We start from the raw sequence: 20,334 nt of genomic DNA, 5'->3' as shown, positions 1-20,334 counted from the left end.
ACCCCACCGCCCGGGCGAGGTGAAGCCAGACACCCGCTGGCAGCCCCCACACCAGCCGTCCTTCGGAGACCGATTTCCCATCCGCTGAGGTTTCGTGATTCCCTGGATGAATGGAATTAGTCGGCTTAATACACGAATTCCAATTCATACAAAATTGCCACATTTTTCCAGCTAGACTTGACTCCAAGTGGGGGGTTGGCCGCATAACATCCCGCGTTCTTCCAGGAGTGCAGGGATGAAAAGCCATCGGGCAATACCAGTGCGTGGGTGGGTGGGGCTGGCCCTCGCGGTGATGTTGAGCGGTTGCGATTTTGGCGGAGGTCCGGACACACCCCCACCTCCGCTCACGGCCCCCGAAGCACCGAAGCAGGTGGTCGCGCAGGCGGGAGACGCGTCCGCGCTGGTGACGTGGACGGTGCCTCCCAGCGATGGCGGCAGCCCGCTGCTCTACTACGTGGTGCGCTGCGTCCCCGAGTGCGGCGGCGCGCTGGTGAAGGTGCCCGACACGCAGGCCACGGTGCTGGGGCTGAACAACGGCTTCACCTACGTCTTCAAGGTCGCCGCGGTGAACGCGATGGGCGAGGGCCAGGCCTCCGTGGAGACGGATCTGGTGACGCCCAAGGCGGGCATGAGCATCCCGAACCCCACGGTGCCGGGACAGCCGCGCTCGGTGGTGCCCACCGCGGGCAACGGCCAGGCGTACGTGAGCTGGCTCGCGCCCGCGAGCTACGGCGGCCGGCCGCTGTCGTACTTCAAGGTCATGGTGGAGCCGGGCGGCCGGGTGCAGCGAGTGGACGCGCCGTCGTCAGGCACGCTCATCGAGAACCTCGACAACGGAACGGCGTACACCTTCACCGTCTGCGCCGCCAACGAGATGGGGGAAGGCCCCTGCACGCGCCAGACGGCCCAGGTGACGCCGCGTCCGGGTGGCGCGCCCACCAACTGGGTGATGGGCTACTGGGTGGGCTACCAGCGCGACCTGTACCCGGTGGAGGCCGTGGACATGTCACTGCTCACGCACATCGTGGTGGGCCGCATCCGTCCGCGCATCGACGGCACGCTCTATACCGACTTCGACGTGGACCCCGTGCAGGGCCCGGCAATGGCACGAGCGCTGGCGGTGCGGGCACACGAGGCGGGCAAGAAGGCGCTGCTGATGCTGGGCGGCATGGGCGAGTACGACGGCTTCCGGGCCGCGACGGAGACGCTGGAGAAGCGCCGCAACTTCGTGCGCAACATCATCAACACCATGCACGAGCTGCAGTTCGACGGCGTGGACGTGGACTGGGAGCCCATCCTCCTGCCGCAGGACAGCGCGCCGCTACTGGCGCTGCTGGATGACCTGCGCGCCGCGGACGAGAACATCATCATCACGGTGCCGGTAGGCTGGGTGAACTCCAACTTCCCGCTGGGCAAGGTGGACGCGGAGTTCCACCGGCAGCTGGCCGCGCGCGTGGATCAGATGAACATCATGGCCTACAAGATGAGCGGCCACTGGGGACAGTGGGCGAGCTGGCACTCCAGCGCGCTCTTCGGTGAGAATCCCGGACACCCCAGCTCCGTCGCCAGCTCCGTGCAGGCGTTCCTGAACGCGGGCGTGCCTCCTCAGCGCATGGGCGTGGGCGTGGGCTTCTTCGGCACCTGCTGGAAGGGCATCACGGAGCCGGGCACCCCGCTGGACGGGCGCGACGACATCGCGGAGGAGCAGAGCGACAACGCGATGAGCTACGCCAACATCCAGGCGCACTACTACCAGCCGGAGGCGTACCGCTGGGACGACGCCGCCAAGGCGCCCTACCTCTCCTTCCCCACCGCATACGGCCCGCAGTCCTGCAACTACATCTCCTACGAAGACGTCGCGTCCGTGTCGGAGAAGGGCCGCTGGGCGCGGGAGAAGGGCCTGGGCGGCAGCATCATCTGGACCATCAACCAGGGTCACATGCCCAAGACCCTGGTGGGCGGCTCCAAGGATCCGCTGATGCAGGCCGTGCACACGGCCTTCCTCAAGCCCTAGACGTAGCGGGACTCGAAGAGCTGGCGCAGCGACGGTTCGGTGCGCAGCAGGTCCAGCGTGAGGGTGGCGTGGCCGGGCACGTAGCCATTGCCCACGAGCATGGTGACATCCTTGCCCACGCCCTCCGCGCCCAGGGCCGCCGTGGTGAAGCTGGTGGCCATGGAGAAGAAGATGACCGTGCCGCCGTCCTTCACGGACAGCAGTGACGCCATCTCCGTGTTGCCCACGCTGGCGCAGTTGACGACCAGGTCGCAGAGCTGACCGTTGGTCGCCTTCGACACGGCCTCCATCACGTCCACGCCCTGGGTGGCGTCCACCTTCATGGCCTCGTCGCACAGGCCAATGGCGGACAGCGCGTCCAGCGCCTTCTGGGAGATGTCCAGCGCCAGCAGCTTGCCGCGGCTCTCCAGGCTGCGGCGGGCCTGCGCCAGGCACAGCGCGCCGCTCTTGCCCGCGCCCAGCACCGCCACCGTCATGCCCGGGCGCACGTGGCGAGCCACCAGCGCGGGCGCGCCGCAGACATCCAGCGCCGCCAGCGACAGCGTGTCCGGCATGTCCGTGGGGAGCTTCGCGTAGATGCCGCTCGCGAAGAGCAGCGCATGGCCGCGGATGTCCACGCGGTCGATGTCCGCGTGCACCGCCTTCACCTCTTCGATGACGAGCGGCGTGAGCGTCAGGCTCACCAGCGTGGCGATGCGGTCGCCCGGCTTGAGCACGCCGTTGGCGGGGTGCTTCGCGCCCAGCTCCTTCACGCGGCCAATGAGCATGCCGCCCGAGCCGGTGACGGGGTTCTGCATCTTGCCGCGCTCGAGGACGATGTCCTGGATGCGGGAGGCGATGCGCGCGGGGTCGCCGCCCACGTCGTCCTTGATCTGCTTGAAGGACGCGGCGTCGATGTTGAGGCTCTCCACGTCGATGAGCAGCTCCGCCTCGCGGCACGGCAGCGAGGGGTCCAGCTTGCGAGCGCGCTGCGGCAGCACGCCCTTCTCCGCCACGACGCGCGACAGTCCGTAGGTATCCATGGCGTCCCCCTTATCAGTCCCGCGCCAGGAGCGGCACCAGCACCGACAGCGACCGCTCGAAGCGGTACGAAACGCCCGAGTGCCCGTCCTCGAACTCCTCGTGCGCCACGTCCACGCCGCCGGCCTTCAGGTCGTCCGCCACCATGCGCGTGCCCCAGCGCAGGTTGAACTCGTCGCGCGTGCCGGCGTCCAGGTAGACCGTCTTCAGCTTGCGGAAGGAGTCCATGAACTTGGGCACGAAGCGCACGGGGTCGTGCACGAGCCACCGGTTCCACACGTCCAGGCGCAGCTTCGCGTTGTGCTGCTCGAAGGGCAGCTCCAGGTTGAGCGGCTCGCCCTTCTTCGGCGAGTACGCCGCCGCCATGGCCAGGATGTTGATGACCGGGAAGTCGTCGCCGCGCACCTTGGTGGCGACAGCGCGCTGGCGCAGCTCCGTCACCCACGCCTCCACGCCGCCCGCCTTCATCAGGGACGTGGCGGCCTTGGGCAGGTCCGGCATGTACGAGTATTCGAAGTAGGAGTCCGGGGCGTGCGCGCCCACCAGGGAGAAGATCTCCGGGTGGTAGCGGCCCATCACCAGCGCGCCGTAGCCGCCGGAGCTGTGGCCCACCACCGCGCGGGACGCGGCCTTGGGCAGCGTGCGGAAGGTCTTGTCCACGAAGCCTACGATGTCCTTGACCAGGTAGTCGCGGTATCGGCCGATGGCGTCGCTGTTCACCCACTGGCTGCCGCCCAGCTTCGTCCACGCGTCCGGGAAGACGCCGATGACGGGCGGGATGGCGCCCTGTTCGATGAGCGCGTCCAGGCGGTCCGGAACGGTGGGCGAGAACCCGGACACGTTGGTCCACGAGCCGCCGCCGTTGCCGAAGGCGTGCAGGAAGTAGACGACCGCGTAGCGCTGCGTGCCCTCCGCGTAGCCCGGCGGCAGGTACACGGTGAGCCGGCGGCGGGCCGGATCTCCCAGCGGGTTGTTCTCCAGCGCGGGGGAATGCACTTCACGCGTCTCGAGCACGCCCTTCATCGGTGCCTCTCCTAATCGCGGTGCGCCGCGCGTTCTACGCGCTGGAGCCCGGGTGCTTGCCGAACAGCTTCATCACCTGTTGCAGGTCCGCCCACGCATTGCGCTTCTCCGCGCTGTTGCGCAGGAGGTACGCGGGGTGGAAGGTGGGCATGAGCTGGATGCCCTCATATTCGCGCCACTGCCCCCGCATGCGGGTGATGGGGGTGGTGTCCCTGAGCAGCGTCTGCGCCGCGAACTTGCCCAGCGCGACGATGACCTTGGGCTGGATGGCGAGCAACTGCGAGCGCAGGAAGGGCTCGCACGCGGCGATCTCATCCGGCTCCGGGTTGCGGTTGCCGGGCGGGCGGCACTTCACGACGTTGGCGATGTAGACGTCGTTGCGGGTGAAGCCCATGGCGCCAATCATCTTGGTGAGCAGGTCCCCGGCGGCGCCCACGAAGGGCACGCCCTGGAGGTCCTCGTTCTCACCGGGGCCCTCGCCCACGAACACCAGGTCCGCGCGAGGGTTGCCGGAGCCGAACACGATGTTCTTGCGGCCCGAGCACAGCTTGCAGCGGCGGCAGTCGCCCAGCTCGCGGCGGACCTGATCCAGCGTGGGGCGTTCGCCCTCCACGACGCCGGGCAGCGCGCCGTTGTAGCGGGGCGCGGACTTGGGCACGTCCAGGAGCATCGCCGGGGCCGGAGCGGGTGCGGCGGGAGGCGGCGTGGCGGCGGCCAGCGGACGGGGAGCGCCCAGGGGCTGCTTCATCGCGGCGTGCAGCGTGTCGCGCGACGGGGACTCCGCCGGGGGCCGGGGAGGCGTGGGTGCGGCGGCCGGCTCGGGGGCCTTGGTCCGGGCGATCATCGTGCGCACGGACGAGGCGGCGGCGCGCTGCTGCTGGAGCTCGGCGGCGACCTTCGCGTCGACGAGGATCGAGCGGCCCGCGGTCTCCTCCTGCCAGAGCAGGTGGCGGCGCACGTCCTGGAGCACGTCGGCCAGCTCCTGCATGGAATCAGGCGTGTCGTCGTTCACGGTGGTGGATCGGTATCGGAGGGACCGTCCCGGTGCAAGGAAGCAGCCGGGGAAGTTGCCTGTACGCTTAGCCCAGGGTTGGGGCTTGCGCCACCTTCCGGGCGGAGACCCGGGCTCTGGTCGAATCAGGACACACCCCCGGCGTAACGCCCTTGGCCACCGGGCGGACCTGGGGAAGATGGCGGGCGCTGGTTCCACGCCCTTTCCCAGGAGTTCCTCGCACATGATCAAGGTGGCCATCGTCGTCGGAAGCACGCGGCCCGGACGCAAGGCGGACAAGGTCGCGGCCTGGGTCCACGACATCTCGAAGAAGCGCAGCGACGCCACGTACGAGATCGTCGACATCCAGGACTTCAACCTGCCCCTGCTGGACGAGCCCACTCCGCCGTCCGCAGGCAAGTACACGCAAGCCCACACGCAGAAGTGGAGCGCGGCGGTGGAGGGCTACGACGCGTACGTGTTCGTCACGCCCGAGTACAACCACGGCACCTCCGGCGCGCTGAAGAACGCGCTCGATTACGTCTACAAGGAGTGGAACAACAAGGCCGCCGGCTTCGTGGGCTACGGCAGCGCGGGCGGCGTGCGCGCGGTGGAGCAACTGCGCCTGGTCGCCGCGGAGCTGCAGATGGCCACGGTGCGCGCGCAGGTGCAGCTGTTCCTCTCCACCGACTTCGAGCACTACACCGTCTTCAAGCCGGACCCGGCCAAGGAGAAGCAGGTGAACACGCTGCTGGATCAGGTCGTGTCCTGGGGCACGGCGCTGCGCACGGTGCGCGTGAAGCCGTAGCGGCTGCTCAGGTGTCCTGGCGGGCCCGCTCCGTGGCGGCCCGTCTCAGCGCCTCGGCCGTCTCCGGGTCCGCGGGGAAGAACGACTCGATGGCCAGCTCCGCGAGCGTGATGTCCACGGGCGTGCCGAACACGGTGATGGTGCCGAAGAAAGACAGCGTCCCCAGCGACGTGCGGATGCGCAGCGGCACCACCACGCCCGCGAAGTCGCGCGCCTTCGCGTCCGGGGTGGGCTCCGGCACCGGGTAGCCGCGCAGTTCCTCCAGCAGCGCCGCGAGCGTAGCGTCCGCGGAGACATCCACCTGTCGGGCCAGGCGGTGGAGGACGTGGTCGCGCCACTGGCGCAGGTTGTCGATGCGGGAGGCCAGCCCCTGGGGGTGCAGGCTCAGGCGCAGGACGTTGATGGGGGGCTCCAGGAGCTCCGGCGCCAGTCCCTCCATCAGGATGCCCACTGCGCGGTTCGCGGTGACGAGCGTCCAGTGCCGGTCCACCGCGAGCGCGGGGTAAGGCTCATGCCCCGCGAGCACCAGCTCCACGGCCTCGCGCGTGGCGCTGAGGGCGGGGTCGTCCAGGGGGCGTTCGGCGAAGACGGGCGCGAAGCCCGCGGCGACGAGCAGGCTGTTGCGGTCCCTCAGGGGCACGTCCAGTTCCTCCGCCAGGTGCAGCAGCATGTCGCGGCTGGGCTGGGAGCGGCCGGTCTCCAGGAAGCTCACGTGACGGGTGGAGACCTCCGCGCGCAACGCGAGGTCCATCTGGCTCAGCCCGCGCCGCTGTCGCCAGCCGCGAAGCAGCTCTCCCACGGGGCGGCTCTGCTGGAGGCTCGTCATGGAGGGGAAGATAGGGGGCGCACGTCATCGCTTCCATTCCCTCGGAGGTAATCGACGCCGCGCGCCCGGCCTCGCATCTTGTTCAGCAACGACGGACGGCCTTCCCAGAGGCCCGAGCCGTCGCGTTCATCCATTTCACTGAAGGGAACGTGTGCCATGAGCAAGACGAACGTGTCGGGAAGCCTGTTGCGCCGCGTGCTGCTGCTGGACGGAGTCGCCAGCGGGGCGACGGGACTGTTGGGGGCGCTGGCCGCGGATCCGCTCGGGGCGCTGACGGGCCTGGAGCCGGGCATCCTGCGCGCGGCGGGGATGGGGCTGGTCCCCTTCTCGCTGCTGCTGGTGTACCTGGCGTCGCGGGCCACCCTGCCCGCCTGGCCGGTGTGGTGCGTGGTCGCGATGAACGTGACGTGGGTGGTGGACAGCGTGCTGCTGCTGACGCACGGGCCGACGACGCCCACGGGACTGGGGGTGGCGTTCGTCATGGCGCAAGCGCTGGCAGTCGCGGTGTTCGCGGCGCTGGAGTACGCGGGCATGCGGCGCGGTGCGACGGTGGCCGTGGCATGAGTGTCCGGTCCGCGCGGCCCGGGATTCATGCCGTGCCGCGCGGATGAGCTGGCGTTGTTATCGTGGCGGGACATGGCTTCCTTCGCGCGCCCGTGGCTCCTCGTCGCAGTCCTGTCTTCCAGTGTCATGGGCTGCGCCACGATGGGCGGCGCGCAGGGGAAGGACCTGGTGACGCTGCGCTACGCATGGCCGGAGCAGTCCACCATCCGCGTGCATCACACGGTGGATGTGCGGACGGATTGGAGCGGCCGGCAGACGGCGCACCGCCGGTACACGATGCGGCTGGGGCCCGTGGATGAAGAGGGGCGTCGGCGGTTGGTGTTCCAGGACGTGGAGATCATCGAAGCCCCCTTCCCTGCCTTCGTGGAGCCGCTGGCCGCGTCCATCATCGACGCACAGGGAGACTTCCAGGGGATCGATCCTCTGGAGGACGGCCCTGGTCAGGACCTGCTGGATGCGCTGCCGGTGAGCCCCAAGAAGAAGGCCCAGATGGCGAAGGCCCTCAGCAATGGGCTGGAGCAGGAAGCCCGCAACCGGTGGAACGAGTGGGTCGGAATCTGGCACGGGTCGAGACTCAACCCAGGGAGGACGGAGGTCGTTCCGACGACGATGTCCGTGGGCACCGGCCGCAAGAAGACCGAGGAGGTTCCTGCTGAAGAACGCGTCCGGCTGGATGTTGGGGTGCCCTGCTCCGACGCCGTGCCGGAGCCCAAGTGCGTGAAGCTGAAGCTCGTGCGTGTACCTATCGGACAGACGGACGAGACAAAGGGAAGGTACGCGCACGTGGAGCTGGAGTTGGTGACGGATCCGGAGACGCTGCAGCCGTACTCGTCACGCGTCATCCGCATGGACCGCGTGGACTGGAATGGTGGAAAAGGTGAGCCTGACTTCCATGAGGCCGTGCACGTGGAGCAGCACACGTTCATTCATGGGGTGGAAGGGCCTCCGGGACAGGTGGCGGCAGCTCAATCCGTGCGCACATCACGGAAGTGATCGCACGGGCTTGGGCCGCCTATTTGGTGGACACGCGCAAGCCGGGCTATCACTGCTTGCCGTGACAGTCCTTTCAGCCATTCATCATGCCGCGATCGCAGCGTCTGCCCTTGCCCTTCTTGCGTGCGGTTCGGCCACCATCGGAACCACGGGCAAGCCCGCCATGGCGAAGTGGGTGGGGTCCGTCACCACGCCTGACGGCGGACAACTCCAGACGACCATCTACTACGGCCCCTGGCAGTGTAGCGCCGCCTTCCTCTCCCGCTGCGAGTCCAAGTGCGCGGCGCAGGGTCATGCGCTCATGGGCTGCATGTGGCTGGCCGACATCAAGGGCGACTGGAAGGGACGTTACCTGTTCATGCCCGCTGAGGCAGGTGGTCGTCTTGCCATCACCCACTGCTGCTGCGACTACCCGAAGGTCAGTGACGTACAACGCCTTCGTGACCAATGGTCCAACGCCAGGGACCGGTTCCGCGACCAATGGGCCTCCGAGTTCGGCGCATGGCCCACAACGAACACAGGTAAGAACTTCCCCGGGCACCACATCTTCGATTTGGGCCATGGCGGTCCTCCAGTGGCTCCGGGCAACGTCCTTCCCGTCCCGGCCGACATCCACCAGACATTCAACGACGAGTACCCCGCCTGCTACGCGCCTGGCGGAAAGTGGCTGACGCCTGGGCTCGAGCGTCCGTACGTGGACTGAGGATTCGCCCGTGCGCATGGACAACCTGCTGGCCGAGTTCTTCCGGCACCACTATCCGAATCCTCCTGCGAGCCCCCAGCAGATCGCCGCCTTCGAGGCACGCATGGGTTGGCAGCTGGATGCGGAGATGCGCGCCTTCTACCTGCACTCCAACGGCGGGGGGCTCTTCGCGCCGATGCCGAATCCGAAGTACGGCATCCTGCCACTGGATGAGATTCAGCGGGCTCGCGTCGCCATCCGGGGCCGAGAGCAGGAGAGCGCGGGTCCAGCCTCACACTTTACGCTGGTGGACATGCAGGACACCGACTTCGTCATCGTGGACGTGGCCAAGCGCGAGAACGACCGGTATCCGCTGCTTGACGCTTTCCATGAGACGTACCCGGACGAGACGCCACTCATCGCGTCGAGCTTCGGGGAGTTCCTCGATAAGGCCCTTCAGAGCCGGGGCCGAACCTTCTGGCTAGGGGGATGAGCTTCGGCGCGTGGCGCGCCTCCCCCTGGCATGCGATGTCAGCGCCGTGCGGCAGGTGGCGGACTCCAGCTCCTGCCCCTTTACGTGGATTGAGTGCCATCATGCCCATCAAGCGATTGCTGGCTGAAGTCTCCGCCAACCACTTTCCCAACCCACCGGCGACGCCCGCACAGATTTCCGCTTTCGAAGCACGCGTTGGATGGGTGCTGGATGAGCAACTTCGCGCCTTCTACCTCCACTGCAACGGGGCAGCGCTGTTCAAAGCTCCACCCGATATGAACTACCGCATCCTCCCGCTCGAACACATCGAACGAGCCAGTGTCGCCATCCGAGGCAGCCACAAGCACGTGGACGGCTCGCGCTGGCATTTCACATTGTTAGACATGCAGGACACCGACTTCGTCATCCTGGACGTGGCCTCAGCGGAGAACGGTTCCTACCCGCTGCTCGACGCCTTCCACGAGACGTATCCCGATGAGGCTCCGCAAATCGCGGCGTCGTTCGGGGAGTTCCTGAGGAAGGCTCTGCGCAGCGGCAACCGTTCGTTCTGGCTGAGCAGCGATCCGCTGGAGGAATAGGACTGCCCGGATCAGCCCATGCCCACTTCGGCGAAGTAGTCCAGGAACGCCCGGATGCGCGCCGGGAGATGCTTCGTAGGCTCCAGGAACACTGCGTGGAAGACGACGGCGTCGCCTGGGTTGCGCTCTTCCAGAACGGCACGGAGCCGTCCGGCCTTGATGTCCTCGCGCACCTGGAACGCCGCGATCCGTGCGAGTCCAGCCCCCGTGAGCGCCAGGTGCCGCAGGGCTTCGCCGTCGCTCGCGAACAACGTGCCGGAGACAGGCACGTTCACGGTGGCGCCGCGCTCCACGAGGGGCCACTGCTCCAACGTGGGCGTGTGACTGGCGCCCATGCGCGTATGCCGTTCCAGGTCCGCTGCGGACTTCGGAGTGCCCACGCGCTTCAGGTAGGCCGGTGAACCCACGATGACCTTGCGCGTCTCTCCGAGCCTGCGCGCGACCAGGTTGGACGACTTGAGCGGGCCCGCTCGGATGGCCACGTCCGCGCGGTCCTCCAGTAGGTCCACCACCTGATCCGTGAGACCGATGTCCAGGCGGATGCCCGGGTAGCGAGCCTGGAACGCGAGCACCTGGGGCAGGAGGAAGTGCGTGCCGTAAGGCACGTTGGTGTTCACGCGCACGCGACCCGACGGCGCGTCGTGGGACGTGACGCCGCGCTCGGCCGCCTCCAGCTCCGCGAGCACCTGCACGCTGCGTTCGTAGAAGACGCAGCCTTCGGAGGTGAGCTGGAGACCCCGGGTGCTGCGGTGCACGAGCCGTGCGCCCAGGCGGGCCTCCAACCGCGCGACGAGCTTGCTGACCGCCGATGGCGTCATCCGCAGCGTGCGCGCAGCCGCGGAGAATCCCTCCTGTTCGACGACCCGGACGAAGACCTCCATCTCCCCGGAGCGATTGATTTCCAGACGGGCCATTGAATTGAACTCACAAGTCCTGTGCCTGGAGCGGCTCTACCTCGTGACACGGCACGCGAATACTAAACCCGTGCGGCCCCGGAACGGATCCACGTGGGGCCGCATGGAGAACACCATGTCTGCTCCCAAGAATGTGGCCCTGGTCGTCGGAGCCAACGGAATCGCGGGACTCAACCTCATCGAACACCTGGAAGCGCTCGGCGACTGGGAGGTCATCGGCCTGTCCCGGCGCGGAGGCGAAAGCCGCCAGGGTGTGCGCTTCATCTCCGTGGACCTGCTCGACGCGGCGGACAGCCGCGAGAAGCTGAGCGGCCTGACGCAGGTGACCCACATCTTCTACGCCGCCTACCAGGACCGCCCGACGCTCGCGGAGCTGGTGGCGCCCAACGTCGCCATGCTCGTCCACGTGGTTGACGCGGTGGAGCCTGTCGCCAGGAACCTCCAGCACATCAACCTGATGCAGGGCTACAAGGTCTACGGCGCGCAATTGGGCCCCTTCAAGACGCCCGCTCGCGAGACGGACGCGCCGCACATGCCGCCCTCGTTCAATGTGGATCAGCAGGCCTTCCTGGAGCAGCGACAGCAGGGCCAGGCGTGGACGTGGTCCGCGCTCCGCCCGTCCGTCGTGGTGGGTTACGCGATGGGCACTCCGATGAACGCGGCGCTGGCCATTGCCGTGTACGCGTCCATGTCGAAGGAGCTGGGCATCCCGTTGCGCTTCCCCGGGCCGCCATCCGCGTACGACATCCTCATGGACATCACGGACGCGCGGCTCCTGGCGCAGGCCATGCTCTGGGCGGCGACGAGCCCGAAGGCCGCGAACAACGCCTTCAACATCAACAACGGCGACCAGTTCCGCTGGAGCGATCTGTGGCCGAAGATCGCGCGCATGTTCGACCTGGAGGTGGCCCCTCCCCTGCCCATCTCCCTGGTCGAAACGATGGCGGACAAGGCACCGCTCTGGGACTCGATGGTCTCGAAGCACGGGCTTGCTCCCATTCCATACACGGACATCAACCCCTGGCGGCATGCCCAGGGGGTGTTCTCGACGAACTTCGACTTCCTCGCGGACCCGTCCAAAGCGCGCCGCCACGGGTTCCCGGAGCACATCGAAACGGAAGTGATGTTCCGAAAGGTCTTCGCGGACTACCGCCGCCGCAAGGTCATCCCCTGAACGCTTCACGGCCAGCGCCCCTTCCGCACGCACCGAACGCCTCACCCTCAACCCGGAGTGAGAGTCGACATCTCCAGTAATATCTTCACGATCCAAACGGAAAATTACACGGCAATTGGACCCAGGGCGTACCCGCGATGGGTCGCCGCATCCAACGTGTCGAGGACCTTCGTGAAGACTTCGGTGTGGCAAGGGCTGGCATGGGCCTGTTTCCTGGGGATGACAGCGGGCTGTGGGGGCGTGGATGGATCCGCTCCCGTAACGGAGGAGGCGCACGTCGCTGCGCGGGCGCGGGCGCTGGAGGACGGCCCCATGACGCCCGCGGCGCCGGTGAAGCCGGGCAGCCGGGGGAAGGAGTTCTGGCTGGCGGTTCCCACGGGCGCCGGGGGCTCGGCGGAGGTGACGCTGAGCATCAGCGGTGAGGCGGTAGCCTCGGGCACGGTGCGCGTGCCGGGCTTGGTGCACGCGCAGTCCTTCTCCGTGACGCCCGGCCAAGTGACCCAGGTGACGGTGCCCGCGAACACGTCGGTGGCCACGGCCTACGGCGTGGAGAACAAGGGCGTGCAGATCGTCGCGGACCAGGAGGTGACGGTCCACGTGCGGCGCCGTGACAGCCGCTCCTCGGAGTCCTACCTAGCCCTGCCGGTGACGGCGCTGGGCACGGAGTACGCGCTGGTGTCCGGCGGCGCGTCCTCCGCGTCGTACGGCACGCAGTTCGCCGTGGTGGGCACGGAGGCGGGCACGCGCGTCACCTTCACGCGCCAGGGCACCACCTCCAGCGTCACGCTGGGGGCGGGCCAGGCGTTCCAGTTCGCGGGTGCGTCCTCGGGCGGCGCGGACCTGACGGGCGCGTTCATCACGTCGGACAAGCCGGTGGCGGTGTTCAGCGGCAGCCGGTGCACCAACGCCGCGGGCATGGCGCCGGGGACGTGCGGACTCCAGGTGGAGCAACTGACGCCCACGCGCGCGTGGGGCCGCTACTTCCTGACGCTGCCGCTGGCCGGCTCGCGCGGCTCGGACACCTTCCGCGTCGTCGCCTCCCAGAATGGCACCCGCATCCGGGTGAACGCGAAGGAGGTCGTCCTCCAGCGCGGGCAGACGTACCAGACCAGCCTCCAGTCCGCGGCCGTCATCCACGCGTCCGCGCCCGTGCAGGTGGCGCAGTTCGCGTACGCGAGCCCCGCGATGACACTGGTCACGCCCGTGGCCCAGTTCCTCAATGAGTACACGGTGACGGCGCCCACGTCGTCGTCCGGCAAGAGCTACATCAACGTCATCGTGCGTGGGAACATGTGGCACCAGGTGATGGTGGACGGGAAGATGATCCCCCTGCTGCGCCTGCGCTACCTCACCTGGAACTACTACGGCGCGCAGTTGGAGGTGACGACGGGCACGCACCGGCTGACGTCGCCGCTGCCCTTCGGTGTCGTCGGCTACGGCGCGGGCGCGGGCGCGGCTCCGGGAGGCATGTCGCTGGTGCCGGTGGCGGCGGTGGAGTCAATGAAGCTGACGCCGCGCTACAGCATCGGCAACGCGGGGCAGGAGGTGTGCGTGACGGCCAAGGTGGCGAGCGCGAACGGCGACGGCGTGCCGGACATCGCCGTGGGCTTCACCGCGCTGCGCTGGCCGGTGCGCGCGCGGACGGTGTTCACGGACGCGCAGGGCCAGGCCGCGTGGTGCGAGCAGCGCACGCAGCAGTCGTTGGAGCTGCTCAAGGCCACCGTGAACGACGATATGGAGTACGGCTTCGTGGCGTGGCGCATGAGCCAGTCTCCGCCGGTGGTGAACGCCGGCCTGGACGCGAACGGCTGGGTGAACAGCGAGCTGACGCTGTCTGGCTCCGCGTCGGACCCGGACGGCACCCCGCTCACCTATCAATGGACCTACACCCCGGGAGAGGACGTGCCGGCGGGCGCCATCTGCGTCTTCGGCTCACCGGATCAACTCACCACGTCCTTCCAGTGCGACACGGCGGGCAGCTTCACGGTGACGCTGACGGCCAACGACGGCACCTCGTCCGTGTCCTCCAGCGCCACGGTGACACAGGCCTACGCGTCCGACGTGACGCTGTGCAACCTGCCGCGCTACACGCGCGACACCGAGCGCGAGCTGTGCGGCTTCACCACCTACTTCGGGGATGACAGCGCCATCGAGGAGGCGTGGTTCACGGTGGACGGGAGCGCGCCCATCCACGTGACGCCGGACTGGAACGGGGGCTTCGTGCGCCTGCCCTACACGTTCGTGGAAGGCGACCACGTCATCACGCTGTCCGCGCGCAACGCCAACGGCCGCGTCACCACGAAGGAGGGGCAGATGCGCGTGGACCTCACGCCCCCCGTCGTCACGGTGGTGTCGCCGGAGGACCAGGGCTCCGTGCGGAGCCCCATCGTGGACGTCGTCACCGACGTGGCGGATGACAGCCCGGTGACGGGGACCACGCAGTTCGTGCACTCCACCACGGTGGAGAGCGGCCAGGGCCGGGTCACCCACACGGTGGACCTGGTGAATCGGGACTGGGTGGTGGTGCTGGTGCAGGCGCGGGACGCCGCTGGCAACTTCACGGAAGTCCTCGTGCCTGTGTACGTCCAGCCGGAGGATTAAAGGCCGCCGGACAGGGGCACGGGGGCGCATGAGACAACGCATGTCTCATGCGCTCCCACCCGCGAGCAGAAGTAACGCGCATCCGTCCGGGCGTGCCAGATGAAGGGCTTGAGCCACCGGGCCGTGGACGACACGCGGCCCGCCCTCTACCGGCCGCGCCCTTGACGGGTGATCAGTAGCCAGCCTCCTCCGAGCGGCCACGCCTCATGCATCACATTGAGCAGAAATTGTTCTGCTCGCATTCATAATGGAGGGGTGAAGATTACCCATGCCTCACGGCCACTGACGCTCCTTTAGCCTTGCCACGCCGGCACAGCAACCCTCTCTCCCACTTGGTCTAGCCAAGTCTCTGTCAACGGGTAAACTCACCTCATGAGCACTGCCAAACAGCAAGCAAAGGTATCAGCAGCAGAAGAAGAGATTACCCTGAACGAAGCCAAGAGGAGATTTCGAGAATTTATTGAATCCTACTCTCTTCTTCGACCACTGCGAATCAGCCTAGATCGCGAATCAACAAGTGCCGACTTCACCTCCAGCCTACTCTGGCCAGACGCAATTCATCTCCAATGCAAGAGCGAGGAATGCAAGCACTTAGAATCCACAACATGGAGGCCCGAACACAGCCGTATAGAGCGCCTTCAATTCAAATGCAGCAACTGCGACACCGCCAAAGTCGAGCACTGGTATAAACCAATAACAACCAAAACCACTGAATCCCAAACAGCAAAAGGAAGCGTCACGCTAGTCAAGGATTTTGAATGCATAAAAGTCGGCCAATGGCCTGTCTGGGCCCCCAAAATCCCAAACAGGCTACTCAAGAATCTTGGACCAAGCGCCCCACTCTTTCGTCGCGGATTAGCATGTCTCCAAGAAGGCCTAGGCATTGGCGCATCCGCATATTTTCGTCGAGTAATTGAAGAGGAGGTCAAAACCCTCCTCGATCTCGTCGAGCGCGCAGCAAGGCTGGATGACGACAAGGGGGCGTTAGAAAATATCAATCTGGCCCGACAGAGCCAAGTAGCATCCGAGCGACTAAAAATTGCCATAGAAAAAGTGCCGCCTTCCTTACGACCAGGCAATGCCAACCCTCTCGCAATCCTCTACGGCGCCCTGAGCGGAGCTGTCCACCAGGAACCAGAGGACGTGGCTCTTGCCACAGCAACTCGACTGCTCAAAACATTCATTTTCCTCTTTGAAGAACTCAAGGAACGAATGGATGCAGCAGAGGCATATTCATCCGAGTTGAACCAGCTCAAAAACGGTTCGCTCACGACAAAGCAGTAAAGACATCGCCTCAGCGCATCCCACTCCTGCAATGTCCGCGAGCGAACCACCGTAGCGGGCTTCGAAAGCACCGGCATCAGCACGGGAAGCTTTGCGATTACTGGTCAATGCGCTCGCCCTTCGGGGCGGAGGCGTGGGCAGCAAGGTACCTGCCCAGCTAGGGCTGAGCCATCTCCTCATTTGAAGATTCCCCTCGGGAAGCGCATGAGCAGCCGAGCAAGCAATCTCCGCGGGAAATCGACAATGAGGGGATGCTTCAGGCCACACACCGCACAGGCCTTGTTGAAGGACAGCGACCCCTTCACCAAGCACAAGAGGTCCCTGTGTGGCCCGCGCTTCGCCCGGGCGCCATTGACCAGCTTGCTACCTATATCGCTGCCACCGTCCGGCATAGGGGACGACAAGCCGGTCTCAAAGACTGTCCTTAGGGCCCACTCAGAAATTACTTGGCCAGAAATTACTTGGCCGATTTCCGCGCCCGGAGGCCGATTTTCCGGGGGTGGGAACGCCTCTCATGGCCATGTAAATTGCGAGCGGGCCCTTACAGCCGCCAATTCGGCGATAGCCGCACGGCGCACGAGCCTCCACCAAGCCAAGCCATGCCAGTTGCACCACCGCCGTCCAAAAAACCACCGAAGCCGTCGTCACACAGGAGCACACGCGGTGACTCTACGAATGATGGGCCCAGGGAGGCGTCCAGAATAGTTGCCCCATAAAAAGGACAAAACTTACTTGGATCGCCTTGAGCGAAGCGAAACATACACGCGCTCAAAAACATCAAGTCGATCGCAAAGCTGCTTGTCAACCCAATCATCACGCCCCTCCTTGCCACTGCGCATCTTGCTGATCGCTCGCGCAAGCAGAAACGCCGGCATGACGAAAATCATCTTAGAGGGGTTATCCTGATATCCCTCCATAACCAACCCACGCTCGCTTTCGCTGAGCGCCTCCCCGTTCGATCGCGTAACCATCATCAACAGTCGCCCGTAAGGCCCCTTCAAATAGCCCCACGCCTGCCTAAACTCATCCTGTGACACAGGATCGTAGTTCTTGCATTCTATAATGAACTGACTAACTCCATACGTTCGTTCCAACCTCTTCCAAAAACCAAACTCACCCCGATTCGTCCCCACAATATCTCGACGCTGCAGAGCATCAGAGTTTGGGTTCCGCTGAACATTATCAAGTCCCTTCGAGAATAGGTATCGAGCCGTCGTCAGCACCCACTCTTCAAAAGCATGTGCGCCTGCGTGCCCTTCAGGTATCTTCTGGAGGTCTTCTACAACCCGCCCCAGCTTGCGAAGCCGAAGCTCTTGCATGTCATCTTTGGCAGTCTTAGTTATTGCAACATCATCCTCATCATCGACGCGAACCAACACCTCTGCCCCCACATCCTTCAAATCAAGGGCACGCCAGTAGCAAGGATGAACAACGACAACGGCATCTGGCGACAACTCTTGAACGTTCACATTGGAACCATCATGGCAGAATCGCACGCTAACTCCGTCCGGTTCCTGCACACCAACGAAGCCAACACTGTACAGCGCATTAAACGCCTCGGCGCCAGTACTCAGAAGGGCAAAGTCGCGCGCCTCTGGGCCTGAGTGTGTCGCCGCAGCGACTTCATCTAGCCGAGCCTTAATTGTCGAATAGGAAGACCGGCCGGGAGCACCCTTAAAAGCGTCACCAAACAAGGTCAATCCAGGCAACACTCTCTCGTACTCTTTGTACAAATCATTCAGACGCGCCCGAGAAATCCTCGTCGCGGCAGCCTCAATGTCTTCCTCTATGATTCTTTTTCTTTCCGCCCGATCAGCATCCTGATACGCATGATTCAATAGCGCAATAACATCACGAGGCCTATAAAGCGTGAGCTGCAGGCAGCGCCTAAAACCCGGCTTACCCTCAAGCCCTCGCTCGGCAAATCTATTCCATATGCGAATATTTTGCTCGCCCCCAAGTTTGAGCACCGCCCTCAACCGGAGAGCCACCATGTCAAGCAGCATCTCCTCGTTCCACTGAAGACGCAGAATGCTGTTTTCGATATTGCGAGTATAATCGCCATCAAACTCAGCCAGCGCTCGCAGCATGTTGTCGCGAATAAACAAGATACAGCGAATATTTTGAGACTTCTCCCTGAACTCCCCGGTGACCTTTGCCAATCCTCCCAAGATGCCAGTCGCAACCTGCGACGGAACCCACCCCTCATCCAGGCCATCATAAAAAAAACACTATCTTCTTCTTAATGACTTGCAGGGCAGCTGAAACCTCATTCTGAAGCCTACCCAGTTCGAAGTGCTCAGCAATCCTCTCGGGGAACTCAATTGCCGAGATCCCGGGATTCGCAGCCACCACCAAACGTAACGCAGCAAGACTGCGCGCCATGCCAGTATGAACAAACAGCGCCCTGTGCTTTTCGCGAAACTCCCGAAGGAAGCTCAGGTCCTCAATGCGATCTGCCTTGTAACTCTCTAGGATTACTTCAAGGCCGCTTGTGAGAATTTGGGTTCTCCACGTCAGCCGAGTTATATGCCTCACGTCGGTATATGTTTTTGCAATCTTCTCAACTTCATGCTGAAATGCGAGCGCCTTTTCCTCAGTGGGATGCTCTCCAAGAACAACAGCCCCAGGTTGCTTTCCTACAGCTGCTGCAACCTTCTGGAACAAGGCACTCTTTCCTGAACCACGCCTCCCCACCACAAACCGATAATCTGACCCAAGAACGAGCTCGTGATAACTGCGGGACTCATAAAATGCATCCTTGAGCATTTGCTCGTCACTCTCAGCGGTGGCTTCTCCGAGCAGATTTCCAAGTGGCAGAGTGGTCATAGCTAGCGCTGTCTACTAACCAAGTGGGTTGGCCGTCCTCAACTGACTACGTGCGTCCAAATCCAATTCTTTGACCGTAGCAAAAGGCAGGGGGCAATCGCCATCGTAGCCGGGATTTCATTGCATTACGAGCAGCAGCGACAGGATCTCCCCCGCCACCGCGCGCTTGCTTCCCTCCAACACCCGGTCCGGGCCACCGCGCGAAATCACCGTCACCCGGTTCGTCTCCGTCCCGAACCCCGCGCCCTCCGCGGTGACGTCGTTGGCGACGATGGCGTCCAGGCCCTTGCGCTCCAGCTTCTCGCGCGCGTGCTCCACCACCCGCTCCGTCTCCGCCGCGAAGCCCACCAGCACCGGCCGCTTCGCCTTCCCCGCCACCTTCCGAGACGCCTCCAGCAGCACATCCGGCGTGCGCACCAGCTTCAGGTTCTCCGGGCCCTCGCCCTTCTTCACCTTCTGCGGCGCGCGCGTCTCCGGCCTCCAGTCGCTCACCGCCGCCGTGGCGATGAACGCGTCCGCGGACTCCACTCGCGACAGCACTTCGCGCGCCATGTCCTCCGCGCTCACCACGTCCACCACCTCCAGGCCCGTGCGGTCCACCGCGCCCACCGGGCCCAGCACCACCGTCACCTTCGCGCCCAACGCCCGTGCCTCGTGCGCCAGCGCCAGGCCCATCTTCCCCGTGGACGGATTGGAGATGAACCGCACCGGATCCAGGTACTCGCGCGTGGGGCCCGCCGTCACCAGCACCGTCTTGCCCGTGAGTGGACCGCCTCCCAGCCGCGCCGCCACCGCGGACACGATGGCGCCCACGTCCGCCAACCGCCCCGCGCCCACGTCTCCACACGCCAGCATCCCCGCGCCCGGCCCCACCGTGCTGAAGCGCGCTTCCTTCAGCAGCGACTCCACGTTCTCCTGCGTCCGGGTGTTCTCCCACATGGCCACGTTCATCGCGGGCGCCAGCACCACCGGCCCCTTGAACGCCAGCAGCGACGTCGTCACCGCGTCCCCGCCGAAGCCCGCGCGAATCTTTGCAATCAAGTCCGCCGTCGCGGGCGCCACCACGTAGAGCTCGCCCCAGCGGGCCAGGTCCAGGTGGCCGAAGTTCCCCTCCTGCGCCGGGTCGAAGTAGTCCGTGAGCGGCGGATGCCCCACGAGCGCCTGGAAGGTCAGCGGGGTGACGAACTGGCGTGCGGCCTCTGTCATGGCCACCCGCACGTCCGCTCCCGCGCGGCCCAATTCACGCACCAGCTCGCAGGCCTTGTACGCCGCGATACCGCCACCCACGCCGACGATGATCCGGCGACCCTTCAATGCGGATGCGTCCATGCGGCTTCATTACGCGCCAGCCAGCCCGGTCGCAACACGACTACCGCAGGGACACCTCGCCCTGGGTGGGAACGTCCACCGAGCGCACCACCGGGCCCGACCCGGGCATCTCCGCGTGGAAGTAGCCCCACACCAGCGTGTACCTGCCCGGCCGCAGCCCCTGCACCACCACCTGTCTCTTATACACATCTCCGAGCCCACGAGACGCTCA

General features: G+C 65.4%; 18 protein-coding genes. 10 read left to right on the top strand and 8 right to left on the bottom strand.

Annotated features, from left to right (window positions below):
- Window positions 1-235 precede the first annotated feature (235 nt).
- Window positions 236-2,014: a glycosyl hydrolase family 18 protein gene (locus D7Y15_RS34290; RefSeq protein ID WP_120581497.1), complete on the top strand. Its 1,779-nt coding sequence runs from the start codon at window positions 236-238 to the stop codon at window positions 2,012-2,014.
- Here the strand turns inward: D7Y15_RS34290 and D7Y15_RS34285 are convergent.
- The 3 genes from D7Y15_RS34285 to D7Y15_RS45390 are packed head-to-tail and all read right to left on the bottom strand — an operon-like array spanning window position 2,011 to window position 5,069.
- On the bottom strand, window positions 2,011-3,036 hold the full coding sequence (locus tag D7Y15_RS34285; RefSeq protein WP_120581498.1) for an L-erythro-3,5-diaminohexanoate dehydrogenase: 1,026 nt from the start codon (window positions 3,034-3,036) through the stop codon (window positions 2,011-2,013). The two genes, D7Y15_RS34290 and D7Y15_RS34285, sit on opposite strands and share 4 nt — an antisense overlap.
- A gap of 13 nt (window positions 3,037-3,049) precedes the next feature.
- The gene (locus D7Y15_RS34280) at window positions 3,050-4,057 is read right to left on the bottom strand and encodes an esterase family protein (RefSeq protein ID WP_121755216.1); all 1,008 of its coding nucleotides are present in this window, start codon (window positions 4,055-4,057) and stop codon (window positions 3,050-3,052) included.
- A 34-nt stretch (window positions 4,058-4,091) separates the two neighbouring features.
- Window positions 4,092-5,069 (bottom strand): uracil-DNA glycosylase family protein, encoded by a 978-nt coding sequence (locus D7Y15_RS45390; protein WP_199746013.1) that lies wholly within the window; start codon window positions 5,067-5,069, stop codon window positions 4,092-4,094.
- A 223-nt stretch (window positions 5,070-5,292) separates the two neighbouring features.
- Between D7Y15_RS45390 and D7Y15_RS34270 the strand changes: the two genes are divergently transcribed.
- Window positions 5,293-5,856 carry an NADPH-dependent FMN reductase gene (locus D7Y15_RS34270; RefSeq protein WP_121755215.1) on the top strand — a complete coding sequence of 188 codons (564 nt, stop codon included), beginning with the start codon at window positions 5,293-5,295 and terminating at the stop codon, window positions 5,854-5,856.
- Window positions 5,857-5,863: 7 nt separating this feature from the next.
- Here D7Y15_RS34270 and D7Y15_RS34265 read toward each other — a convergent pair whose 3' ends face one another.
- Window positions 5,864-6,655 (bottom strand): helix-turn-helix domain-containing protein, encoded by a 792-nt coding sequence (locus D7Y15_RS34265; RefSeq protein ID WP_304988692.1) that lies wholly within the window; start codon window positions 6,653-6,655, stop codon window positions 5,864-5,866.
- Between the two features lie 183 nt (window positions 6,656-6,838).
- Between D7Y15_RS34265 and D7Y15_RS34260 the strand changes: the two genes are divergently transcribed.
- From D7Y15_RS34260 to D7Y15_RS34240, 5 genes are all read left to right on the top strand, one after another.
- Window positions 6,839-7,246, top strand: coding sequence for a hypothetical protein (locus D7Y15_RS34260; protein ID WP_121755213.1), 408 nt, complete (start codon window positions 6,839-6,841; stop codon window positions 7,244-7,246).
- A 72-nt stretch (window positions 7,247-7,318) separates the two neighbouring features.
- Complete coding sequence (locus D7Y15_RS34255; RefSeq protein WP_121755212.1) at window positions 7,319-8,239, top strand: hypothetical protein; 921 nt, start codon at window positions 7,319-7,321, stop codon at window positions 8,237-8,239.
- 163 nt (window positions 8,240-8,402) lie between these two features.
- The gene (locus D7Y15_RS34250) at window positions 8,403-8,942 is read left to right on the top strand and encodes a hypothetical protein (protein WP_233605197.1); all 540 of its coding nucleotides are present in this window, start codon (window positions 8,403-8,405) and stop codon (window positions 8,940-8,942) included.
- 16 nt (window positions 8,943-8,958) lie between these two features.
- A complete protein-coding gene (locus D7Y15_RS34245; protein ID WP_199746014.1) occupies window positions 8,959-9,414 on the top strand; it encodes an SMI1/KNR4 family protein in 456 nt (151 codons plus the stop codon).
- 101 nt (window positions 9,415-9,515) lie between these two features.
- Window positions 9,516-9,992 (top strand): SMI1/KNR4 family protein, encoded by a 477-nt coding sequence (locus D7Y15_RS34240; RefSeq protein WP_121755209.1) that lies wholly within the window; start codon window positions 9,516-9,518, stop codon window positions 9,990-9,992.
- Window positions 9,993-10,003: 11 nt separating this feature from the next.
- Here D7Y15_RS34240 and D7Y15_RS34235 read toward each other — a convergent pair whose 3' ends face one another.
- Complete coding sequence (locus D7Y15_RS34235) at window positions 10,004-10,906, bottom strand: LysR family transcriptional regulator (protein ID WP_121755208.1); 903 nt, start codon at window positions 10,904-10,906, stop codon at window positions 10,004-10,006.
- 115 nt (window positions 10,907-11,021) lie between these two features.
- Between D7Y15_RS34235 and D7Y15_RS34230 the strand changes: the two genes are divergently transcribed.
- The 3 genes from D7Y15_RS34230 (at window position 11,022) to D7Y15_RS44400 (ending at window position 15,965) form a co-directional block, all read left to right on the top strand.
- Window positions 11,022-12,080 carry an SDR family oxidoreductase gene (locus D7Y15_RS34230; RefSeq protein WP_121755217.1) on the top strand — a complete coding sequence of 353 codons (1,059 nt, stop codon included), beginning with the start codon at window positions 11,022-11,024 and terminating at the stop codon, window positions 12,078-12,080.
- Between the two features lie 312 nt (window positions 12,081-12,392).
- Window positions 12,393-14,681 carry an IgGFc-binding protein gene (locus tag D7Y15_RS34225; protein WP_121755207.1) on the top strand — a complete coding sequence of 763 codons (2,289 nt, stop codon included), beginning with the start codon at window positions 12,393-12,395 and terminating at the stop codon, window positions 14,679-14,681.
- Window positions 14,682-15,053: 372 nt separating this feature from the next.
- The gene (locus D7Y15_RS44400; RefSeq protein ID WP_148712938.1) at window positions 15,054-15,965 is read left to right on the top strand and encodes a hypothetical protein; all 912 of its coding nucleotides are present in this window, start codon (window positions 15,054-15,056) and stop codon (window positions 15,963-15,965) included.
- A gap of 728 nt (window positions 15,966-16,693) precedes the next feature.
- Here the strand turns inward: D7Y15_RS44400 and D7Y15_RS44395 are convergent.
- The 3 genes from D7Y15_RS44395 to coaBC form a co-directional block, all read right to left on the bottom strand.
- On the bottom strand, window positions 16,694-18,127 hold the full coding sequence (locus tag D7Y15_RS44395) for a hypothetical protein (RefSeq protein WP_148712937.1): 1,434 nt from the start codon (window positions 18,125-18,127) through the stop codon (window positions 16,694-16,696).
- A 55-nt stretch (window positions 18,128-18,182) separates the two neighbouring features.
- Window positions 18,183-18,794: a hypothetical protein gene (locus tag D7Y15_RS44390; RefSeq protein WP_148712936.1), complete on the bottom strand. Its 612-nt coding sequence runs from the start codon at window positions 18,792-18,794 to the stop codon at window positions 18,183-18,185.
- Between the two features lie 117 nt (window positions 18,795-18,911).
- Entirely contained in the window at window positions 18,912-20,123 is a 1,212-nt protein-coding gene (gene coaBC / locus D7Y15_RS34210) for a bifunctional phosphopantothenoylcysteine decarboxylase/phosphopantothenate--cysteine ligase CoaBC (RefSeq protein ID WP_121755204.1), read from the bottom strand.
- Window positions 20,124-20,334: the final 211 nt, after the last annotated feature.

Origin of the sequence: Corallococcus sp. AB030 (assembly GCF_003668965.1) — a bacterium.
In the GTDB taxonomy this organism is placed as follows: Bacteria; Myxococcota; Myxococcia; order Myxococcales; family Myxococcaceae; genus Corallococcus; species Corallococcus exiguus.
Note: the sequence above shows the minus strand (reverse complement) of the source record. Positions and strands in the feature narration are given on the sequence as shown.